Source organism: Aciditerrimonas ferrireducens, from assembly GCF_023130475.1.
GTDB lineage: Bacteria > Actinomycetota > Acidimicrobiia > Acidimicrobiales > UBA8190 > Aciditerrimonas > Aciditerrimonas ferrireducens.
Genome location: NZ_JAKHEX010000001.1, coordinates 204,472 through 222,704 on the forward strand (window position 1 = coordinate 204,472; position 18,233 = coordinate 222,704).

15 protein-coding genes and 1 tRNA gene are annotated in these 18,233 nt (G+C 72.6%); 9 read left to right on the plus strand and 7 right to left on the minus strand.

All coding sequences use genetic code 11. The annotated features are described in order from the left end of the window. Positions 1 to 21 precede the first annotated feature (21 nt). Positions 22 to 1,491, minus strand: a complete 1,470-nt coding sequence (locus Acit_RS00960; RefSeq protein ID WP_248105068.1) for a lipopolysaccharide biosynthesis protein — start codon at positions 1,489 to 1,491, stop codon at positions 22 to 24. 239 nt (positions 1,492 to 1,730) lie between these two features. Here Acit_RS00960 and Acit_RS00965 point away from each other — a divergent pair, with 239 nt between their 5' ends. The 3 genes from Acit_RS00965 to Acit_RS00975 all read left to right on the plus strand — a co-directional run bounded on the left by Acit_RS00965 (position 1,731) and on the right by Acit_RS00975 (position 6,154). Next, entirely contained in the window at positions 1,731 to 2,912 is a 1,182-nt protein-coding gene (locus Acit_RS00965; protein WP_248105069.1) for an NAD-dependent epimerase/dehydratase family protein, read from the plus strand. A 374-nt stretch (positions 2,913 to 3,286) separates the two neighbouring features. Beyond that, on the plus strand, positions 3,287 to 4,696 hold the full coding sequence (locus Acit_RS00970) for an Ig-like domain-containing protein (protein ID WP_248105070.1): 1,410 nt from the start codon (positions 3,287 to 3,289) through the stop codon (positions 4,694 to 4,696). Between the two features lie 186 nt (positions 4,697 to 4,882). Further along, complete coding sequence (locus tag Acit_RS00975) at positions 4,883 to 6,154, plus strand: citrate synthase (protein WP_248105071.1); 1,272 nt, start codon at positions 4,883 to 4,885, stop codon at positions 6,152 to 6,154. A 42-nt stretch (positions 6,155 to 6,196) separates the two neighbouring features. On the opposite strand, the gene Acit_RS00980 is transcribed toward Acit_RS00975, so the two are convergent. Both Acit_RS00980 and Acit_RS00985 read right to left on the minus strand, forming a co-directional pair. Next, entirely contained in the window at positions 6,197 to 7,072 is an 876-nt protein-coding gene (locus Acit_RS00980) for an acyl-CoA thioesterase (protein ID WP_248105072.1), read from the minus strand. A gap of 41 nt (positions 7,073 to 7,113) precedes the next feature. Further along, positions 7,114 to 8,265, minus strand: a complete 1,152-nt coding sequence (locus tag Acit_RS00985) for a hypothetical protein (RefSeq protein ID WP_248105073.1) — start codon at positions 8,263 to 8,265, stop codon at positions 7,114 to 7,116. A 122-nt stretch (positions 8,266 to 8,387) separates the two neighbouring features. On the opposite strand from Acit_RS00985, the gene Acit_RS00990 reads away from it, so the two are divergent. Together Acit_RS00990 and cobT are read left to right on the plus strand one after the other, a co-directional pair. Continuing rightward, positions 8,388 to 8,924, plus strand: coding sequence for a GtrA family protein (locus Acit_RS00990; protein WP_248105075.1), 537 nt, complete (start codon positions 8,388 to 8,390; stop codon positions 8,922 to 8,924). Between the two features lie 69 nt (positions 8,925 to 8,993). Further along, positions 8,994 to 10,103 carry a nicotinate-nucleotide--dimethylbenzimidazole phosphoribosyltransferase gene (cobT, locus tag Acit_RS00995; protein WP_248105077.1) on the plus strand — a complete coding sequence of 370 codons (1,110 nt, stop codon included), beginning with the start codon at positions 8,994 to 8,996 and terminating at the stop codon, positions 10,101 to 10,103. Between the two features lie 99 nt (positions 10,104 to 10,202). Here the strand turns inward: cobT and Acit_RS01000 are convergent, their stop codons facing one another. After that, positions 10,203 to 10,691: a YajQ family cyclic di-GMP-binding protein gene (locus tag Acit_RS01000; protein WP_248105078.1), complete on the minus strand. Its 489-nt coding sequence runs from the start codon at positions 10,689 to 10,691 to the stop codon at positions 10,203 to 10,205. 111 nt (positions 10,692 to 10,802) lie between these two features. Between Acit_RS01000 and Acit_RS01005 the strand changes: the two genes are divergently transcribed. Continuing rightward, a tRNA-Tyr gene (locus Acit_RS01005) sits at positions 10,803 to 10,885 on the plus strand. A gap of 46 nt (positions 10,886 to 10,931) precedes the next feature. Here Acit_RS01005 and Acit_RS01010 read toward each other — a convergent pair. Together Acit_RS01010 and Acit_RS01015 are read right to left on the minus strand one after the other, a co-directional pair. Beyond that, positions 10,932 to 13,205 carry a cation:proton antiporter domain-containing protein gene (locus Acit_RS01010; RefSeq protein WP_248105079.1) on the minus strand — a complete coding sequence of 758 codons (2,274 nt, stop codon included), beginning with the start codon at positions 13,203 to 13,205 and terminating at the stop codon, positions 10,932 to 10,934. A 79-nt stretch (positions 13,206 to 13,284) separates the two neighbouring features. Further along, a complete protein-coding gene (locus Acit_RS01015; protein ID WP_248105081.1) occupies positions 13,285 to 14,142 on the minus strand; it encodes a maleylpyruvate isomerase family mycothiol-dependent enzyme in 858 nt (285 codons plus the stop codon). 102 nt (positions 14,143 to 14,244) lie between these two features. Here Acit_RS01015 and Acit_RS01020 point away from each other — a divergent pair, with 102 nt between their 5' ends. The 3 genes from Acit_RS01020 to mptB all read left to right on the plus strand — a co-directional run bounded on the left by Acit_RS01020 (position 14,245) and on the right by mptB (position 17,548). Continuing rightward, complete coding sequence (locus Acit_RS01020; RefSeq protein WP_248105082.1) at positions 14,245 to 15,081, plus strand: sulfite exporter TauE/SafE family protein; 837 nt, start codon at positions 14,245 to 14,247, stop codon at positions 15,079 to 15,081. After that, on the plus strand, positions 15,078 to 15,527 hold the full coding sequence (locus Acit_RS13365) for a DUF1634 domain-containing protein (RefSeq protein WP_248105083.1): 450 nt from the start codon (positions 15,078 to 15,080) through the stop codon (positions 15,525 to 15,527). Before Acit_RS01020 ends, Acit_RS13365 begins: the two co-directional genes overlap by 4 nt. 296 nt (positions 15,528 to 15,823) lie before the next feature. Next, entirely contained in the window at positions 15,824 to 17,548 is a 1,725-nt protein-coding gene (mptB, locus tag Acit_RS01030) for a polyprenol phosphomannose-dependent alpha 1,6 mannosyltransferase MptB (RefSeq protein ID WP_248105084.1), read from the plus strand. A 37-nt stretch (positions 17,549 to 17,585) separates the two neighbouring features. Here the strand turns inward: mptB and Acit_RS01035 are convergent, their stop codons facing one another. Further along, on the minus strand, positions 17,586 to 18,107 hold the full coding sequence (locus Acit_RS01035; protein ID WP_248105085.1) for a GNAT family N-acetyltransferase: 522 nt from the start codon (positions 18,105 to 18,107) through the stop codon (positions 17,586 to 17,588). Positions 18,108 to 18,233 lie beyond the last annotated feature (126 nt).

Below are 18,233 nucleotides of genomic sequence, written 5' to 3' on the forward strand. Positions count from 1 at the left end.
CCTCTGGTCCTCGCCGCGACGCTAGACCTCACCGAGGACCTGCCCCGTTTCCTCGGGTAGGGGAGAGTCGGACTCGAAGGAGAGTCGCGCGGAGCGATCCTCACGGGGCGTGAGTGGGGCGTGCTGGACTGACTGCAGGTCCTGGCGCGTGGCAGCTCCGCGCCGCGGACGAACGGCTCGCATCGAGCTGAGCAACAGCAGCACGGTCGTTGCTCCACTGACGCAGACCGTCTCCCAGGCAATGAGGAGTGGTCCTCGATGCGCGAAGAACACGAGGACCACGAGGGTGCCTAGCGCTGCCCACCAGCTTAGCGCAAGCGGCGAGTGGCGGCTGAGGAAGAAGTAGACAAGTACCGATCCAAGGCCGACCGCAACGCCGGCGCTCGCCAGCACGACGAGGGGTCCGGCGGCGCCTCGGTAGGCTTGGCCGAAGAACGCCCCCGTGAGCAGCCGCGGTTCGAGGGCGAGGACCGTCGCCGCTGCGCCAGCTACCAGGGCGGTGAGACCGAGGGCCTCCCGGAGGAGGCGACGCTGGTCCTCGACCCGCTGGGTCGCAGCGAGGCGAGGGAAGACTGCCAAGGCAATGGACCCCGGCAGGAACAGGCCGACACGTGCAATGGTGGCCGCTGCCGCATAGTCACCCGCTGCTCGGGGTCCGAGGAAGTGCCGTGCGAGGGCCGTATCGACGCCCAAGAACGTCGATACACCAGCCAGTGCGGCAATGGCGAGCAGAGTCGGCCCGACAACAGCCCATTGGTCTCTTTCTGCGCCCGGCACTGCGCTCGCCGACGAGGGGGTGGCCTCTGTTGCCGGGACCGTCCCTGCGACCCGTCTCGGCCGGAATGGCCACAGGAGGCAAGCCAGGGACACTGCTGCGCCGAGCATGCTCCCGGCGGTTGCCCCAGTGAGGCGATAGCCGAGGCCGACTAGCAGGGATCCGAAGGCGAGCCGGCTCAGAGCCCCGAGCGTGAGGGCGAGGGCCAGCGCGCGAAAGCGCAGTGCTCCGAACAGGACGCCGCCCGGCGCAATGCTCGCCACGGTCAGCCCGACGGTGATGGCGAGGAGGAGGGCGGGCACGGGGTCTGCGAGGTTGAGGAAGTCATCGACCAGCGGTGTGAGCAGGGCGACAGCCAGGCCGCAGGCCAGACCCGCCAGAGCGCCGCGCAGGATGGCAGGCGGAGGGGCCGAGATGGGGGAGGTGGACGCCTGATCCTGGCCTTGATGGAGCGCCACCCGCCGGCCGATGGCGGCCTGCACGGCCGAGGACGGGAGCGCCGCAGCCGTCACGAGGCCTAGGAGCGAGCCCAGGGTTCCATAGCCAGCAGGGCCGAGGAGTCTGCTTGTGGCGAGGTGGAACCCGAAGCTCGCGAGGTTGGCGATTCCCGTGGCAACCAGAAAGAGACCACCGCCGTTCGCGCGCAAAGATCCACCACTCAGAGAAGCTATATTTCCTCTCAAAGTGACGAACCGGGAGTCCTTCCTCATCATCATCGCGGTCGCTCAGCCGCCCCCAGGCCCCCATACCGGTCCCCGACTGGTGTGTCTCCGTGGTGCAGTGGTCACGAGGTGCCACCGGAGTTCGAAGCGAGCCTAGACCGGCCCCTGGAGCCGGCGGGGAGTCCGCCCCAACCCTCCCCGAGAGCTCTCAGGCCGTCCCCAGCTTCCTCACAGATTCTGGGGGCAGGCTGGTAGGTGAGGGCCTCGAGGCCCCGACGAAGGAGGTCGAAACAGTGCGAGTCCTGGTCCTGGGCGGCGACGGTTATCTGGGGTGGCCCATGGCCCTCTACCTCTCCCGGCGGGGCCACGAGGTTGGCGTGGTCGACAACTTCGCTCGGCGAAGCTACGACCACGAGATGGGTGTCGACAGCTTGGTGCCCATCGCCTCGCTGCAGCAGCGGGTCCGGCGGTGGCGGGCGGTGTCAGGGTACGACCTGGAGGTCTTCGTGGGCGACCTGACCGACGCCGAGTTCGTGACCCAGACCCTGCAGCGCTTCGGGCCCGACGCCATCGTCCACTTCGCCGAGCAGCGCTCGGCGCCCTACTCCATGATCGACCGCCGGCACGCGGTCTACACCCAGGTCAACAACGTCGTGGGGACCCTCAACCTGCTCTACGCCATCGCCGAGCAGGACCCCTCGATCCACCTGGTCAAGCTGGGGACCATGGGGGAGTACGGCACCCCGAACATCGACATCGAAGAGGGCTTCATCGAGATCACCCACAAGGGCCGGACGGACCTCCTGCCCTACCCGAAGCAGCCCGGGTCCTTCTACCACCTCTCGAAGGTCCACGACAGCCACAACATCATGTTCGCCTGCCGGATCTGGGGGCTGCGGTCCACCGACCTGAACCAGGGCATCGTCTACGGCCAGGAGACCGAGGAGACCGTCCAGCACCCCGAGCTGGCCACCCGCTTCGACTACGACGGGGTCTTCGGGACGGTGCTGAACCGCTTCTGCGTCCAGGCCGTGGTGGGCCACCCCCTGACGGTCTACGGGGCCGGTGGGCAGACCCGGGGGATGCTGGACATCCGGGACACCATGGCCTGCATCGAGCTGGCCCTGGAGCACCCCCCGGCCCCGGGGGAGTACCGGGTGTTCAACCAGTTCACCGAGTCCTTCTCGGTCCAGCAGCTGGCCGAGATGGTGGTCGACGCGTACCCCGGCCGGGCCACCATCGAGCACGTCGACCCGCCCCGGGTCGAGAAGGAGGAGCACTACTACCGGGCGGCCCACACGAAGCTGCTCGACCTGGGCCTCGTCCCGCACCTGCTGGAACCGGCCACCATCCACCGCATGCTGGCCCTGGCCGATCGGCACCGGGACCGGGTGGACCTGGCCGCCATCCGGCCCACCATCGATTGGCGGCGGACCCAGAGTCAGCTGCCCACCGCTGGCACCTCGGCACCCTGAGTGAACGGTCCCAGGGGCGGGCGCCTGGCCCAGAGCTGAAGGGCCCGCCCCTGCGGACGGACCGGGTTCCCCGCGGCTTGCGAGGGGATGCCCGGTCGCCTAAGCTGCGGGCGGTCCGGGTCACGTCTCGCGGCGGGACCGAGGCGCATCCCCCCGCAGCCTCAGGTTCAGCCCGATCGACCGCTTCCTCAGCAGCCCGGCACCAGGCCTGCTCCGTTCTCCCACACATCCCCGACCGGAGCAGGCCTCGGTCGGAGAAAGTTACTCGGTGGTCATCCTAGCCAATCCGATGGCGCCCCGCCAGCCCGTGGGGCCAGGGAACGGTCGCCCCGAACGACGTTGGACCCCGGGAGCGGGGCGCTAGCGTGCCGCCGATGCCGGGCCCTCGTCGCCAGTTCTGGGGTCGCCAGGCCTGGGGCCGCCAGTCCTGGGGGGGGCGCGGCCGGCGGAGCCGCTGGCTGCGCCGGCGTCTGCCGGCCCTGGCCGGGGTTTGCCTGGTCGTGGCCTTCGCCGTGGGAGTGGGCCTGCAGGTGCCCCGGGCCATGACCGCACCGGAGCGGGCACTGGACGACGGCTTCGGCGGCATGCTCGGCGCTCTCGGCAAGGCTTCGGCGGCCACCGGCCGGGCCCTGGGCCAAAGCCTCACGACCGCCCCCAGCGCCCAGCGGCTGGCCCTGCTCGCGAGCCTGCAGGTCGTGGACCAGCAAGCCCGGGCCCAGGCGGCCGAAGCCCAGGTGGACGGCCAAGCCGGCCCGGCCGCCGGTGCCTCGTGCCTGGTCGCCCTCGAGGACCGGGCCGATGCCGCCGGCCTGGTCGACCAGGCGGTGGGCACGCTCCTTGGGGGTGCCACAGGCCTCGGAGCCGGCAGCTCGAAGGCCCAGGCCCAGGCCCTGGTCGGCATGGACCAAGCCTTGAGCCTGGTCGAGCGCTCCGATGCCGCCTGGCGGTCCTGCACCGGCCAGCTGGCCCGGGACCCCGGTCGGGTCCAGCTGCCCGGGTCCAGCTGGCGGAACGGGGAGGGGATCTGGTCGAAGGCGGCTCTCGCGGCCTGGGTCCCGGTGGTGGCGGCGTCCCCCGGTCTCCAGCCGGCCCCGAGTCTGGCCCTCGAGGTCCCCACGACCCGGCCCGCCGCCGTGGCCGGAGGCGGCACCAGCGGCCCGTACCACCTGGTCGCGGTACGACAGCTGACCCTCCAGGCGGTCCTCCAGAACACCGGCAACGTCGCGCTGCGGGCCATCACCGTCTCGGCCCGCCTGGTCCCCACCGGCTCGCTCGGGCGGACGGCGGCCGTGAGCACCACCCTCGGCCTCGCCGCCCAGGCCCTTCGTCCCGTCACGCTTCCGCCACTCGAGGTCACTCCCGGGGCGAGCTACACCGTTTTGGTCACGGCGAGCGCATCTGGCGGTTCGGCTGGTGGTTCCGTCACCGCGAGCAGCCAAGCGATGGTGGTGTCGGTGGCCCAGGAGGCCACCGTCACGGCCGTGGTGGCCTCGGCGAACCCGGTGGCCGTGGACCAGGCGGTCACCTACACGGCGACCGTCACGCCAGCGCTGAACGGAAGCTCGCCGCCCCCAGGCCGGGTCGTCTTCGACGACAACGGGGCGCCGGTCCCCGGCTGCGGGGCCGTGGCGCTGCACCAGGGGGTGGCCACCTGCACCCTGGCCTACGCCCACACCGGCCTGCACTCGGTGACCGTCAGCTACCCGGGCACGGCCTCCCTGGCCGGCTCGGTCTCGCCGGCGATCACCGTCACCGTGACCCCGGCCCGGCGGGCCAGCTCCTGAGCAGCCGGCCGGGCCCCGGGCCTCGGGTCGGCTCCCAGCCCACCGGATCGGCAGCCCACCGGATCGGCAGCCCACCGGATCGGCAGCCCACCGGATCGGCAGCCCACCAGATCGGCGGCCTACCGGATCGGCGGACCTCGCCCTAGGATCGAGCCAGAGAGCACGAGCGAGGAGGGTCCGAGGGCCGTGACCGAGAGCATCACCATCATCGACAATCGGACGGGCAACCAGCTGGAGATCCCCATCGTCCGTGGCGGGGTATCGGCGGCCGAGTGGCAGAAGCTGCTGCCGGGCATCTGGTTCTTCGACCCGGCCTTCATGGCCACGGCAGCCTGCGACAGCGCCATCACCTACCTCGACGGGGAGGCCGGCATCCTGCGCTACCGGGGCTATCCGATCGAGGAGCTGGCCGAGCGGTCGACCTACCTGGAGGTCGCCTACCTGCTGCTCCACGGGGAGCTGCCGACCGCCGAGCAGTTCGAGCAGTGGAAGCACGACATCACCTACCACACGTTCATCCACGAGAACGTGCGAAAGCGCTTCCTGGAAGGGTTCCACTACGACGCCCACCCGATGGGCATGCTGGTCTCGGCGGTGGCTGCCCTCTCGACCTTCTACCTGGACGCCAAGGACATCTTCAACTTGGAGTCCCGCAACAAGCAGATCATCCGCCTGATTGCCAAGATGCCGACCCTGGCGGCTGCGGCCCATCGCTTCAGCGTCGGCATGCCCTTCGTCTACCCGGACAACTCCCTCGACTACTGCGCCAACTTCCTCTCCATGATGTGGAAGGTGGCCGAGCCCCGCTACGAGGCCCATCCCACCTTGGTCCGGGCCCTCGACATCCTCTTCATGCTTCACGCCGACCACGAGCAGAACTGCTCGACGACGGCCATGCGGGTGGTGGGCTCCTCGCACGCCGACCCCTACTCGGCCTGCGCGGCGGCCTGCGCCGCCCTCTACGGGCCCCGGCACGGGGGAGCCAACGAGGCGGTCATCCGCATGCTGACCCAGATCGGCTCCATGGAGAACGTGCCGGCCTTCGTGGAGTCGGTCAAGCAGGGCCACGGCCGCCTGCAGGGCTTCGGCCACCGGGTGTACAAGAACTACGACCCCCGGGCCAAGATCATCAAGCGGACCGCCGACGAGGTCTTCGCGGTGACCGGCAAGAACCCGCTGCTGGACATCGCCCTCAAGCTCGAAGAGATCGCCCTGGCGGACGAGTACTTCGTCTCCCGGAAGCTCTACCCGAACGTCGACTTCTACTCGGGCCTCATCTACCAGGCCATGGGCTTCCCCCTGGAGATGTTCCCGGTGCTCTTCGCCATTCCCCGGACCTCGGGCTGGCTGGCCCACTGGGTCGAGATGCTGGACCAGGACTCCAAGATCGCCCGGCCCCGCCAGATCTACAGCGGTGCCGAGAAGCGGGACTACGTCCCGATGGACCAGCGCAGCTGAGCCCAAGGTCCCCGAGGCTCGGCTGGGGCCCTGGGCGCTGCGTCAGGGCTCCAGCCGGGTCGAGGCCCGGGAGACCACCCGCATGAGGCCCTCTTGGACCATGGAGACGGCCAGGCGGCCGTCCCGGGTGAAGAGGAACCCCCGGGCCAGGCCTCGGGCCCCGTAGGCCGTCGGGCTGTCCATGTCGTAGAGCAGCCACTCGTCGGCCCGGAACGGCCGGTGGAACCACATGCAGTGGTCCAGGCTGGCCCCCATGAAGTCGGCGTCGTCCCAGTGGACGGCGTGGGGCGCCAGCATGGTGTCGAAGAGGGACATGTCCGACGCGTAGGTGGCGATGCAGGCGTGCAGCAGCGGGTCGTCGGGCAGCTGGCCGTCGGCCCGGATCCAGAGCCGCTGCACTGGCTCGTCCCCGGCCTCCTCGGCCGCCCAGGGCAGCCGGCCGATGTGACGCTGGTCGATGGGGTGGGGCCGGGCGAACCACTCGGCCAGGCGGTCCCGGTAGGGCTCGAGGCGCTCCCGCAGCGTGGGCAGGCTCTCGGGGTCGGGCACCTCGGGCATCGGGAACTGGTGCTCCAGGGGGCCCTCCTCCTCGACGTGGAAGGAGGTGGCCATGTTGAAGATGGCCTGGCCGTGCTGGATGGCCACCACCCGACGGGTGGTGAAGGACCGGCCGTCGCGGATCCGGTCGACCTCGTAGAGGATCGGGACCGTGGGGTCGCCGGGGCGCAGGAAGTAGGCGTGCAGGGAGTGGACCCGGCCCCGCTCGACGGTGCGGCCGGCGGCCATGAGGGACTGGGCGGCGACCTGGCCCCCGAAGACCCGCTGGCGGTGCTCGTCCGGACTGACCCCCCGGAAGATGTTCACCTCGATGGGCTCGATGTCCAAGAGCTTGACCAGGAAGTCCAGCGCGTCGCTCATCCCCTCATCCTCGCAGGTCGCCGGGGTCCTGGCGACCGGGATCAGTCGGGGATGCCCTGGCCGGGCCGCGGCTGGGCCGGCCGGCTGCTCGCCGACGAGGCCCCTGCGGGGGTCGGGTGGGTCCGGTGGTGCTGGAAGGTGCCGGGTCCCCAGCCGGTGGTGACCGTCCGCCCCAGCGCCCCGAGGGCCAGACCCAGGAGCAGGCTGCCCGCCACCAGGGTCCGGCGGGCCCGGGCGGCTCGCTGGCGGGCCGGGTCGGCCCCTGCTCGCTGGGCCTTCGCCTCTGCGGCATCCGCCGCCGCCAGCCGACTGGCCCGCAGGAGATGGCTGACGACGTGGACGGCCACGACGACGAACCAGAAGACGAACGAGACCTGGTGGATGCGCAGCAAGGTGGTGTGCCCCGGGCCGGCCAGCCAGAGGGCCACTCCCGAGGCCAGGAGGATGACGGTGGAGAGGATCACGAAGGGGCCGAGGGCCCGCAGCAGCGGGTGGGGAGGGCCGGCGGCCCGGTAGCGGGGGTCGCCGAGGTAGTAGCGGCCAAAGCGCCACAGGACCGAGCAGAGCTTCACGAGGACGGGGGGGATGAGGGCCAGGCCGATGACGATGTGCCAGGAGATCAGCCGGCTGATGAACGGGATGGTCAGGCCCTCCAGGAAGAACAGCACGACGAGCAGCAACCCCGTGGTCCCGGTCAGGCGGGCGTTCCCCTCCACGCCCGCCGGCCTCGTCTCCTGGGGCCGATCGAGGCCGATGATCTTCGCCACCTGGCGAGCGGCCGGGGGGGCGTCGAGGTAGGAGAGGGCGGCCAGTCCCTCCCCCGGCTCGAGGCCGGTCAGGTCCTCGACCGCCTCCTCGTCCAGCGTGCCGGGGCCCGCCGGGGGGTCGAGGAGCGCGGCGGGCGACCGGGCCCCACCCTTGTGGACTCGGTCCGGGTCCGCGGTCCGAAGCCGGCTGCTCGCCGGGCCGCTTCGGCGGTTCCCGACGACGGCGCCGGCCGAGGGGCGACGAGCGTGCGCTGGCCGTCCGGCCCGGCCCTCGGCCCGCTCGGGCAGGCGCCGGAGCCGGGCGAGGGCATCCCCGTAGCGCTCCACCGAGCGACGTTCGTCCGTGGCGTTGCCCAGGAGCAGGCGTCCGACCCGGGCCGCCACCACGACGGCGAGGGCGATGAGGAGCAGGACGAGGAGGGCCATGGCGTGCTATTCAACCTCCCGAAGTGCACCGAGCGGGGGCGGGTCCCCGCCTGCAGCCGGGCACGTTGGGACCTCGGCCCCGCGGCCCGGGTCTGAGGCATTCTCCCGGTAGGATCTGACGCGTGGATGACATCGTGGCGAAGCTGCGCGCCTGGCTGACTTCGCCACGAGGCCGCAAGCTGAGCCGCTACTTCCTCGGGTCGGTCATCTGCACCGGGGTGTCCTTCGGCACCCTCACCCTGGTCTACGGCGTCTTCCGGCTCTGGACCCAGGTGCCCTCGACCCTCTTCGCCAACCTGGTGGCGACCGTCCCCTCGTACTACCTCAACCGGAACTGGACCTGGGGTCGGACCGGCCGGGGCGACCTCTGGCGGGAGATGCTGCCGTTCTGGGTGGCGTCGATCGTGGGCATCCTGGCCTCCATGGCCGGGGCGCAGGGTGCCCGCGACCTGAGCCTCGACCTGCACCTCCACCACCTGCTCTCCACCGTGGCGGTCGACGGGGCCAACGTCGCCACCTACGGCGTCCTCTGGATCGCGAAGTACCTGTTCTTCAACGTGCTGTTCCGCAGCGACACCCCCAGCGCCCCCACCAGCCCGGGCCGGACCGAGCCGGCCGAGCAGGGCGGCGAGGTCGGGGAGCTGGCCGAGCTGGCCTGACCCCTCGCCGTCCTCGAGCACGGGGTTCGTCGAGGAGGGCGGCGTGGCACCGGGGTTAGGGTGTCGCCCATGTCGCTGCTGGCCGCCGTCTCGAGCGCCGATCTGCCAGAAGGGGCGCAGGGGGCCTTCGAGGAGGCCCGGGCTCGCCTCGGTCCCCTGGACCAGGCTGCCCTGGCCGCCGCCTGGTCCCGTCAGGCCAGCTTGACGAAGCCCCCGGGATCGCTGGGCCGACTGGAGGACCTGGCTGCCCAGCTGTCGGGCATCGCCGGGACCTGCCCCCCGCCGCGTCCGCTGCCGGCCGTGGTCGGGGTGTTCGCCGGGGACCACGGCGTGGTCGCCGAAGGGGTGACGCCCTGGCCCTCGGAGGTCACGGCCCAGATGGTGGGCAACTTCCTCCACGGCGGGGCGGCGGTGAACGTCCTGGCCCGGCGGGTGGGAGCCGAGGTGCTGGTGGTCGACGTGGGGGTGGCCGGCGCCCTCCCCGCAGGGGCCGGGCTGGTCCGGGCCAAGGTCCGGCCGGGCACGGCGAACCTGGCCGAGGGGCCGGCCATGACCGTCGAGGAGGCCACGGCCGCCCTGGACGTGGGCGCCGCCCTGGCCAGCCGGCTGGCCGAGGCCGGCGCAGCGTGCCTGCTCACCGGGGACATGGGGATCGGCAACACCACCCCCTCGGCCTGCCTGGTGGCCGCCCTGACCGGCCTGCCCGCCGAGCGGGTCACGGGCCGGGGGACCGGGGTGGACGACGAGCGCCTCGCCCGGAAGCAGGCGGTGGTGGCGGAGGCGGTCCGGCGGCTGCCGGCCGACGCCTCGGCCCTCGAGGTCCTGGCGTCGGTCGGTGGGCTCGAGATCGCCGCCCTGGCCGGCTACGTGGTGGGAGCCGCGGCCGCCCGCCGGCCGGTCCTCCTCGACGGGGTCATCGCCGTGGCCGCTGCCCTGGTGGCGGTGGCCCTGGCGCCGGCGTGCCGGGACTACCTGGTGGCCGGCCACCGCTCGGTCGAGCCAGGGGCCGGTGCCGGCCTCGAGCACCTGGGCCTCACGCCCCTCATCGACCTCGACCTGCGCCTGGGAGAGGGCAGCGGCGCCTGCCTGGCCCTCCCCGTCCTCGACGCTGCGGCCAGCCTGCTCGCCGAGATGGCCACCTTCGAGGGGGCCGGGGTCGCCCAGGGCCCCTTGGCCTGAGAGCTCCTGACCGGCCCCCCGGTGGGGGACCCAGGTCCTCGACGTCGCCCGGGCGCCGACCGTCCGGCGGGCCACCCCCAGGACGTTGGCTCCGGGGGATCAGTCCCGAAAGTTGGTGAACTGCAAGGGGATGCCGAAGTCCTGCTCCTTGAGCTGCCGGATGACCTCCTGGAGGTCGTCGCGCTTCTTGCCCTGGACCCGGACCTGGTCCCCCTGGGTCTGGGAGGTCACGCCCTTCAGACCCAGGTCCTTCACCGCCTTGTTCAAGGCCTTGGCGTGCTCGGCGGAGATGCCCGCCTTGATGGCCACCCGCTGGCGGGCCGTGCCCTTGGCCGCCTCCTCGATCTTGCCGTCCTCCAGGGCCTTCAAGGAGACCTGCCGCTTCACCAACTTCTCCTCCAGGACCTGGTGGAGGGCCCGCAGGCGATCCTCGGTGTTGGCGTGCAGCACCAGCTCGTGGTCCCCGAGCTCGATGCGGGCGTCGGTGCCCTTGAAGTCGAACCGGGTGGACGCCTCCCGATTGGCCTGGTCCACGGCGTTGCGGACCTCTTGCATGTCGACCTGCGACACGATGTCGAAGGTGGGCATGGACCCACCCTAGCGGCCCGACCCGGCCGGCCCTCGCCGGTGGCCCGACCGGCCCGGGCAGGGCTGGCCCTGCTCAACAGGAGCAGGTTGCCGGCTTGCTAGCATCCAGCCGGGTCGGTGTCCGAGTGGCCAAAGGAAGCAGACTGTAAATCTGCCGGCGTACGCCTACGGGGGTTCGAATCCCTCCCGGCCCACGGTGCCCCGTCGGGGCCCGGTCGAGCCGTGCGCTGACCCCGGGGCTCACGGGTCGTCGGGGGTCTTTGGAGCTCCAGGAGGCGGTTCCGGCGGCGGGGTCGGCGGTTCGGCACTCGGCGCCTGGGGGAGGACCACGGCCACCACGGCCATCTCCAGGCGTTCGAGGAGGCTCGGCACCGTGCTCCCAAGAGCCAGGCGACCCTCGGCCTGTCGGCTGGTCACGCCGAGCACGACCAGGTCGGCGTCGACCTCGGCGGCCAGCCGGGCCAGGGCTTGGGCCGGCGCGTCGCTGCGCCGACCGAGGACCTGGGGTCGGAGGCCCACCTGACGAGCCAACCGCTCGGCCTCCCGGAGCACGGCTTGACCGGCTCGCTCGGCGGGCCCCTCGGGGGCGAGGGCCCGAGAGCTGGGGGACCCCCGGCGGGGCGGCGCCACATGGGCGAGCAGCACGGTGGCCCGTTGGGCGGCGGCGACGCCAGCGGCCAGTTCGAGGGCGGCTCGCGCTGCCCGGGAACCGCTGACCGGCACGAGGATGCGCTCGAAGCGCAGGTCCTCGGGGAGGGCGTGTCCGGAGCGGGGTCCGCGGCCACGCCGGCGCTGACGGGCCCGGCGGGCGACGACCACGGGCACGGGGGTGGCTGCCACGACGGCGTCGGTCTGCACACCAAAGACGTGGTCGGTCGGCGGGCGGGGAGGGGCACCCAGGCCCACGACGGCGTAGCCCAGGCGGGCCTCGGCCAGGACCGCGTCGGCGACCCGGTCGGTGGCCACCGCCCGACGTTCCACCGGTCGCCCCGGGAACGGCCAGGTGGCGGTCCGGAGGGGCGTCGGTCGAGGGACCCCTGGGTCGGCGGTCAGGACCGTGACCGGCTGGTCGGTCGGCCACGCCTGGTGGAGCACGGTGGCCGCCAAGGTGGCGTCGGGGTTGCCGTCGGAGGCCAGCAGCAGACGTCCGGGTCGGACGAGCTGGTTGGTGGCGAACCGGGCCTCGTCGGCGAGCCGAGCCCGCTCGTCGGGCGAGCCCGGCCAGCGGGCCACGAGGGCCTGGAGGGCCGGGGCCAAGGGCAGGGAGCTGATCAGGGCAAGGACGATGACCGCGCTGTAGGCGGCGGGGGTGAAGACGTGGGCGGTCAGGCCGGCTCCGGCCAGGATGACCTGCAAGGTGCCCCGGCCGTTCAGGACGACCCCGAGTGCCGTTCCCTCCCGAAGGCTCCGCCGGCTCAGCCAGGCCCCGAGCCAACCGGCGAGCAGCTTGCTGGCCAGGGCGGCGAGGACCATGGCCAGCAGCGCCGTGGCCAGGCGGGGTGTGGCCAGGTCGCGCAGGTCCACCCGGAGGCCGGCCGTGGCAAAGAAGAGGGGGGCGAACACGGCGCTGGTCAGACGCTCGAGCTCCTCGGTGGCGGCTGGCTGCTGGAAGCGGGACCGGCCGAGGGCGACGCCGACGAGGAAGCCCCCGAGGGCACCCTCGATGCCGAGGGCCTGGGTCAAGGCCGCAGCCGAGAGGGCGGCGACGAGGGCCACCCCGAGGGCGCCCTCCAGGTTGGGGCCGCTGCGGCGGACCTCCCGGAGGGCATGATCGAGGAGCCGCTGGCCGACGCTGAACAGCAGAAGGCTCAACACGACCAGGCCCCCGAGGGCCAGGGCGAGGCGGGCCGTCGGGTCCGCGTGGGCTTGGCCCCCGTGTCGCGTGAGCCCGGTGGCCACGGTCGCGAGCAGGAACGCGGTGATGTCGTTGGCCGTGCCGGCCGCCAGGGCCAGCTGGGCGAAGCTGCGCCGGAGCAGGCGGAGATCGCCGAGGATCTTCGCCACCACCGGGAGCGAGGAGACCCCGAGGGCCCCGGCGAGCAGGAGGTCGAAGGCCACGGGCGAGCCCCCCGGGGCTCGCAAGGTGGGCGTCAGCAGCATGGCCACCACCAGGCCGGCCGCCAGCGGCACGATGAGGCTGCTTGCGGCCACGGCGAGCGCACCGGGGCCGAGCGACCGGATGAGGGCCAGGTCGGTCTCACTCCCCACGGCCACCAGCAACACCAAAAGCGCCACCTCGGCCACCGCTTGCAGCAGGTCGCTGCCCGCCGGGCTGGTCGGCAGGAACCAGCGACCCGCAGCGGGCCAGAGCAGGCCGAGGACCGAGGGGCCAAGGACCAGGCCAGCCAGCAGTTCGCCGACCACGGGGGGTAGGCGGAGCCGCCGCGCCCCGGCCCCGAGGAGGCGGGCCGCCCCGAGCAAGGCGGCCAGCTGGGCGAAGAAGACCACCAGCCGTTCCCCGGGAACCGGCGGCAGCAGGACCGTGGCGAGGACGGTGTTGGACGCGGTGCTCACGGGTCGATCGCCAAGGGTTCAGTGCGCAGGGCGCGCCGGGCGCTTCGGCGCCGATGGGGTCTGCGGCCGTACCGGCGACTCAGATGGTGAACGCCAGGTGCTCCAGGACCCGCTGCGCCAGCGCCGAGTCGCCCTCCAGGGTGATCCCCCCCGCCGCCAGCAACCCTGCCGGGGCCTGGCGACCGCAGGCCAGCCGGAGGAAGTCCAGGGCGCCGAGCGTCAGCGTGGCGGTGGCTGGCGGGGCCGCTTCGGGCACGAGCCGCGCTCGGCCTCCCTGGACGGCCACCTCGAGGGTCCTGCCCGCCGGTGGGGCCAGGTGGAATCGGATCGAGGAGCCCTCGGGGGCGCCGGCCCGCTTGCCGACGATGACGCCGAGAGCCCGGACCACCTCGTCGAGGGCCTGCTCCACCGCCGCGCCCTCCTGATGGCCGGGTCGCCCAAGGGCGTCCCGGACGTCCAGCTCGTGCACGTAGCAGTCGAAGACCCGGATCTGCATGAAGCGCCGGTAGGTGGCGTGGCCGACCGGGGTCCACGACGGCGCGTCGAAGGCCGCCTCGTCCATCTCCCCGAGGGCGTCGAGCCGAGCCGCCGTCACCCGCTTCAGGTCCGCCACCAGCGCCGCCGTGCCCGCCTCCCGATAGTGCAGCACCCACTGCTCGTTGAACCGACCGATGTCGTTGCGGACGTGGGGTGCCGAGCCGAGCTGCCGCTCCGGCGCGGCCTCCCCGAGCAGGAGGCGCTCGGTGCCGACCACGTGGGCCACCTGATCGGCCACCGTCCAGCCGGGGCAGGCGGTCGGCGCCTGCCAGTCCTCAGGCGAACAGTCGTCGACCAGCTCGGTCAGCGCCCCCCACGTCTCGGCCAGTTGGTCGCGCAACGCCCCGCCACTGCTGCTGGCGCGCAGGCCCGGCGCCTCGGAGTCCACGGGACCAGCCACCCGGGCAGTGTAGGTCGGGCTGTCCGGGGGAGCGACGTCTCACGGGACTGCCTGCCGCCCGCCAGTTGCTCGCCGCCCCGAAATGTCCGTACAATAGGTGTCGTGACCCCGCTGGACCTCGTGATCCTCCTTTTCATCATCTCCATCGCTGCGGGGGTCCTGGGCTCCCTGATCGGCCTGGGTGGTGGCGTGGTGGTGGTGCCCGTCCTGACCCTGCTGTTCCACGTCGACATCCGGCTGGCTATCGGGGCCTCCATCGTGTCGGTCATCGCCACCTCCTCGGGGGCGGCAGCGGCCTACGTGCGCGAACGGATGACGAACCTGCGGGTGGGCATGTTCCTGGAGATCGCCACGACGACCGGGGCGGTCACCGGCGCCTACCTGACGACCCTGCTCCCGGCCCGGGCGCTCTTCGTGCTCTTCGGCGTGGTCCTCGCCTACTCGGCCGTGGCCACCTACCGAAAACGGCACGCCGACCAGCCCCTGGCGGTGTCCCACGACCGGATCGCGAACGCCTTGCGGTTCCACGGCGCCTACTACGACGAGGCAGTGGGCAAGGAGATCCCCTACGCCGTGACCGGGACGCTGCCAGGCCTCGGGATGATGTACGTGGCAGGCCTGGTCAGCGCCCTGCTCGGCATCGGGTCAGGCGCCTTGAAGGTCCCTGCCATGGACCTTGCCATGCACCTGCCCATGAAGGTGTCCACGGCCACCTCGAACTTCATGATCGGGGTGACGGCGGCCGCCAGCGCCGGGGTCTACTTCGCCCGGGGCCAGATCGACCCGATCATCGCCGCGCCGGTCGCCGCCGGGGTCCTCGGCGGGGCCACGGTCGGGGCCCGGGTCCTGGGCAAGATCGAGAACAAGGTGGTCCGGCTGATCTTCGTGGTGGTCCTCATCGTGATCGCCCTCGAGATGTTCCAGCGGGGTGTGCTGTGACCGAGTCCTCCGAACCGACCCAGCCAGCGTCGCCGGGTACTGGCTCCGGGGCCGCGGCCCCAGGCCCCGGGGCCCTGACCGCCACGCCCGACGTGGTGGCCGCCGCGGAGGGTGGCGTCGCCGGGGGCTCGCCCTCGGACATCCCCGACGACCCGGTCCTCCACAAGCTGGAGACGGTCGTCTCCTGGGTCCTGCGCATCGGGGTGGTCCTGGCGGTGGCCATCGTGCTGGCCGGTCTGATCATGACCTTCCTGAACCATCCGGACTACTCCCGGCTGACCCACGGGGTGCGCTACCAGGCCCTGACCAGTCCCCACTCGCCCTTCCCCCACACCGTCGGCCAGCTCGGACGGGCCCTGGCCGCTGGCGAGGGCCGGGGGGTCATCGTGCTGGGCCTCGTCGTCCTCCTGGCCACCCCGGTGCTGCGGGTGGGGACTGGAAGATGACCGCAGCGACGGCCTTCGTGCTCTGCGTCCTGCTCTTCTCCATCATCTTCGTCGGTCGTTAGCGAGCCGCACGCCTCGAGCATCGCCCCTTCTGACCGGCCGGCGGGTCAGCACCCGCCGTGTGCCATGGCGCCCGGCTCGTTACAATGCCGTTACGACGCGGCGACGGCGGTCGTGCCGGGTCCCCGGGTCTGCCGGGGACGCCGTTGTGGTGCCGCCGGTCCCCATCGAGCCGGAGACGGCCCGACTGGCGCGCCCGGGACGGGGAGCCGAGCTGACCAGCCGAGGAGGAGCGGGTGGCCCGAGGAGCCGAGGAGGAGGACCGGGGGTCGGTGGTCGCCGGTCGTTCCGGCGCTGAGGCCGAGGGCCTCGGGCTCGAGGAGCCCGGCTTCAGCCGGTGGCTCCCGGCCTGGCTGGACCGGAGCCTGGACCGGGTGACGGCCTGGGACACGGCCATGCGGAACCGCTGGCCCTTCAAGGCCATCGTCGGGCCCGAGATCGACCCTGCCCGGGTGGAGGGGAGCGGTGCTCGGCTGCTGGTCCGACCGGCCCTGCTCGGGCTGGTCGGCCTCTGCGCCATCGCCGCGGGCGCCTCCCAGCCCAGCTCCCCCTTCGCGCTCAAGCTTCCGGGCTCCTGGTTCTTCGGGGTGCCGAGCCCCGGCTCGCACCCCTCGACCACCGGCCTCTTCCTGGGCCTGGTGGCGGTCTACGGGGGCTTGCTGCTGCTCATGCGGGCCTGGTTCTCGATGGCCCGGACGCTGGCCACGGTGCCCGGGGTGCCGGTCCGGGCCGTCGGTTGGGTGCTGGTCCTGTGGTGCCTGCCGATGCTGGTGGCGCCGCCGGTCTTCAGCCACGACGTCTACGCCTACGCGGCGCAGGGCGAGATGATGAGCCGGCACATCGACCCCTACCGGTTCGGACCGAACGTCCTGGGGATCGGCGCGCCCTTCCAGCGTCTGGTCGACCCCATCTGGGGCAACGCCCCCGCTCCCTACGGCCCGCTGTTCCTCCTGGTCGACGGCTGGCTGGTCAGCCTCTCGGGCCACCACGAACTCCTGGCCATCGTCCTCTTGCGCCTGGTGGAGCTCCTCGGGGTGGCCATGATCGCCGTGGGCGTGCCCGACCTGGCCCGGAGCTACGGGAAGGACCCGGCCACGGCCTTCACCCTCGGGGTCTTGAACCCCATCGTCATCCTCTACCTGGTGGGTAGCGCCCACAACGACGCCTTGATGGTGGGCTTCTTGGTCCTCGGCATCGCCGCCTACCGCCGGGATCGGCCCCTGCTCGGCGTGCTCCTGTGCGCCCTGGGCACCGCCATCAAGGCCCCCGCTGCCCTGGGGTGCCTCTACATCGGCTGGACCTGGCTCGGTCCGAACGCCACCTGGAAGCAGCGCATCCGGCCGGTCGTCCTGGCCGGGGTGGTCTCGGTCCTCGTCGTCCAGGCCATCGCCGAGATCGCGGGTCTGGGGTGGGGGTGGGTGGCCAACCTGGACACCCCCGGGACCGTGACCTCCTGGCTGGCGCCGGCCACCGGGGTCGGGCTCCTCCTGACCCATGTCGTGCACGGCCTGGGCATCAGCGTGGCGGGCACGGTCATCCGCTCCCTCACCCGGGTCCTCGGCCTGGCCCTCGCCGGCGGCGTGGGCCTCTGGCTGCTCTGGCACTACCAGCGCTTCGGCATCCTCCGAGCCATGGGCGCCACCTTGGTGCTCGTCGTGGCCCTGGGCCCCGTCGTCCAGCCCTGGTACCTCTCCTGGGGCTTCGTCGTCCTGGCGCCCATCGCCTCCACCCGGCTCCGGCCGTGGCTGGCCGGGCTGTCCATGGCCACGGCCTTCATCGGCCTGCCCGGGGGTCGGCAGCTGCTCGGCGAGCTGCCCTCCCACCCGGCCAGCATGGCCATCGCCCTCCTGGCGCTCCTTTTCATCCTGACCGTCCCCCTCACCCCCCTCGGCCGAGGAGCCGGGCCAGAGGGTCCCGACGGGGTGCCCGGCCGGGAGGACGAGGAGCTGGCGACCACCTAGGCCCCCGGCGCGCCGAGCGGCCCGGCCCGGGCGGCGCTCAGAGCAGCCGCTGGAGGACGCAGACGTCGAGCCAGCGGCCGAACTTCCGCCCGACCTCCCGCTCGAGGCCCACCGGCTCGAACCCACAGCCCTGGTGGAGGGCGATGGACGCCTGGTTCGTGGCCTCGATCCGGGCCAGGACCGTGTGGAACCCGTGCCGGGCTGCCTGGACCAGCAGCTCCGCGAGCAGCTGGCGCCCAAGGCCCTGGCCGCGAGCTTCGGCGTCCACGTAGACCGAGTCCTCGACGGTCGTGGCGTAGGCCGGCCGACGACGGTACGGGGAGACGCTGGCGAAGCCCACCACCCGACCGGCCACCTCGGCCACGACGGCCGGGTAGGCCCCGAGGTGGTCCTGGACCCAGCGCTCCTGCTCCTCGGGGGTCCGGGGCCGCAGGTCGAAGGTCGCGGTGGAGCCCAGGACCTCGGCGTTGTAGATCCGCCGGACCGACTCGGCGTCCGCTCGCCCGAGCGGACGAATCGTGGCCCGGGGCAGCGCGGGACGAGGGGGGCGGACGGCCACGGACCCATGCTAGGGCCCCTTCCCCGAGCCCGGTTGTCCAGTGCTCACGCTCCGTGGCCCGTGGAGCGGGTCCGTGGTCGAGTCGACGCAGGCTATGCTGCGTCGGCGTCACCGGCGGCCCCGGGC

Coding starts and splice junctions, on each gene's coding strand:
- Acit_RS00960 (WP_248105068.1), bottom strand. CDS start 1,491: ATGATGATGAGGAAGGACTCCCGGTTCGTCACTTTGAGAGGAAATATA.
- Acit_RS00970 (WP_248105070.1), top strand. CDS start 3,287: ATGCCGGGCCCTCGTCGCCAGTTCTGGGGTCGCCAGGCCTGGGGCCGC.
- Acit_RS00980 (WP_248105072.1), bottom strand. CDS start 7,072: ATGAGCGACGCGCTGGACTTCCTGGTCAAGCTCTTGGACATCGAGCCC.
- Acit_RS00985 (WP_248105073.1), bottom strand. CDS start 8,265: ATGGCCCTCCTCGTCCTGCTCCTCATCGCCCTCGCCGTCGTGGTGGCG.
- cobT (WP_248105077.1), top strand. CDS start 8,994: ATGTCGCTGCTGGCCGCCGTCTCGAGCGCCGATCTGCCAGAAGGGGCG.
- Acit_RS01000 (WP_248105078.1), bottom strand. CDS start 10,691: ATGCCCACCTTCGACATCGTGTCGCAGGTCGACATGCAAGAGGTCCGC.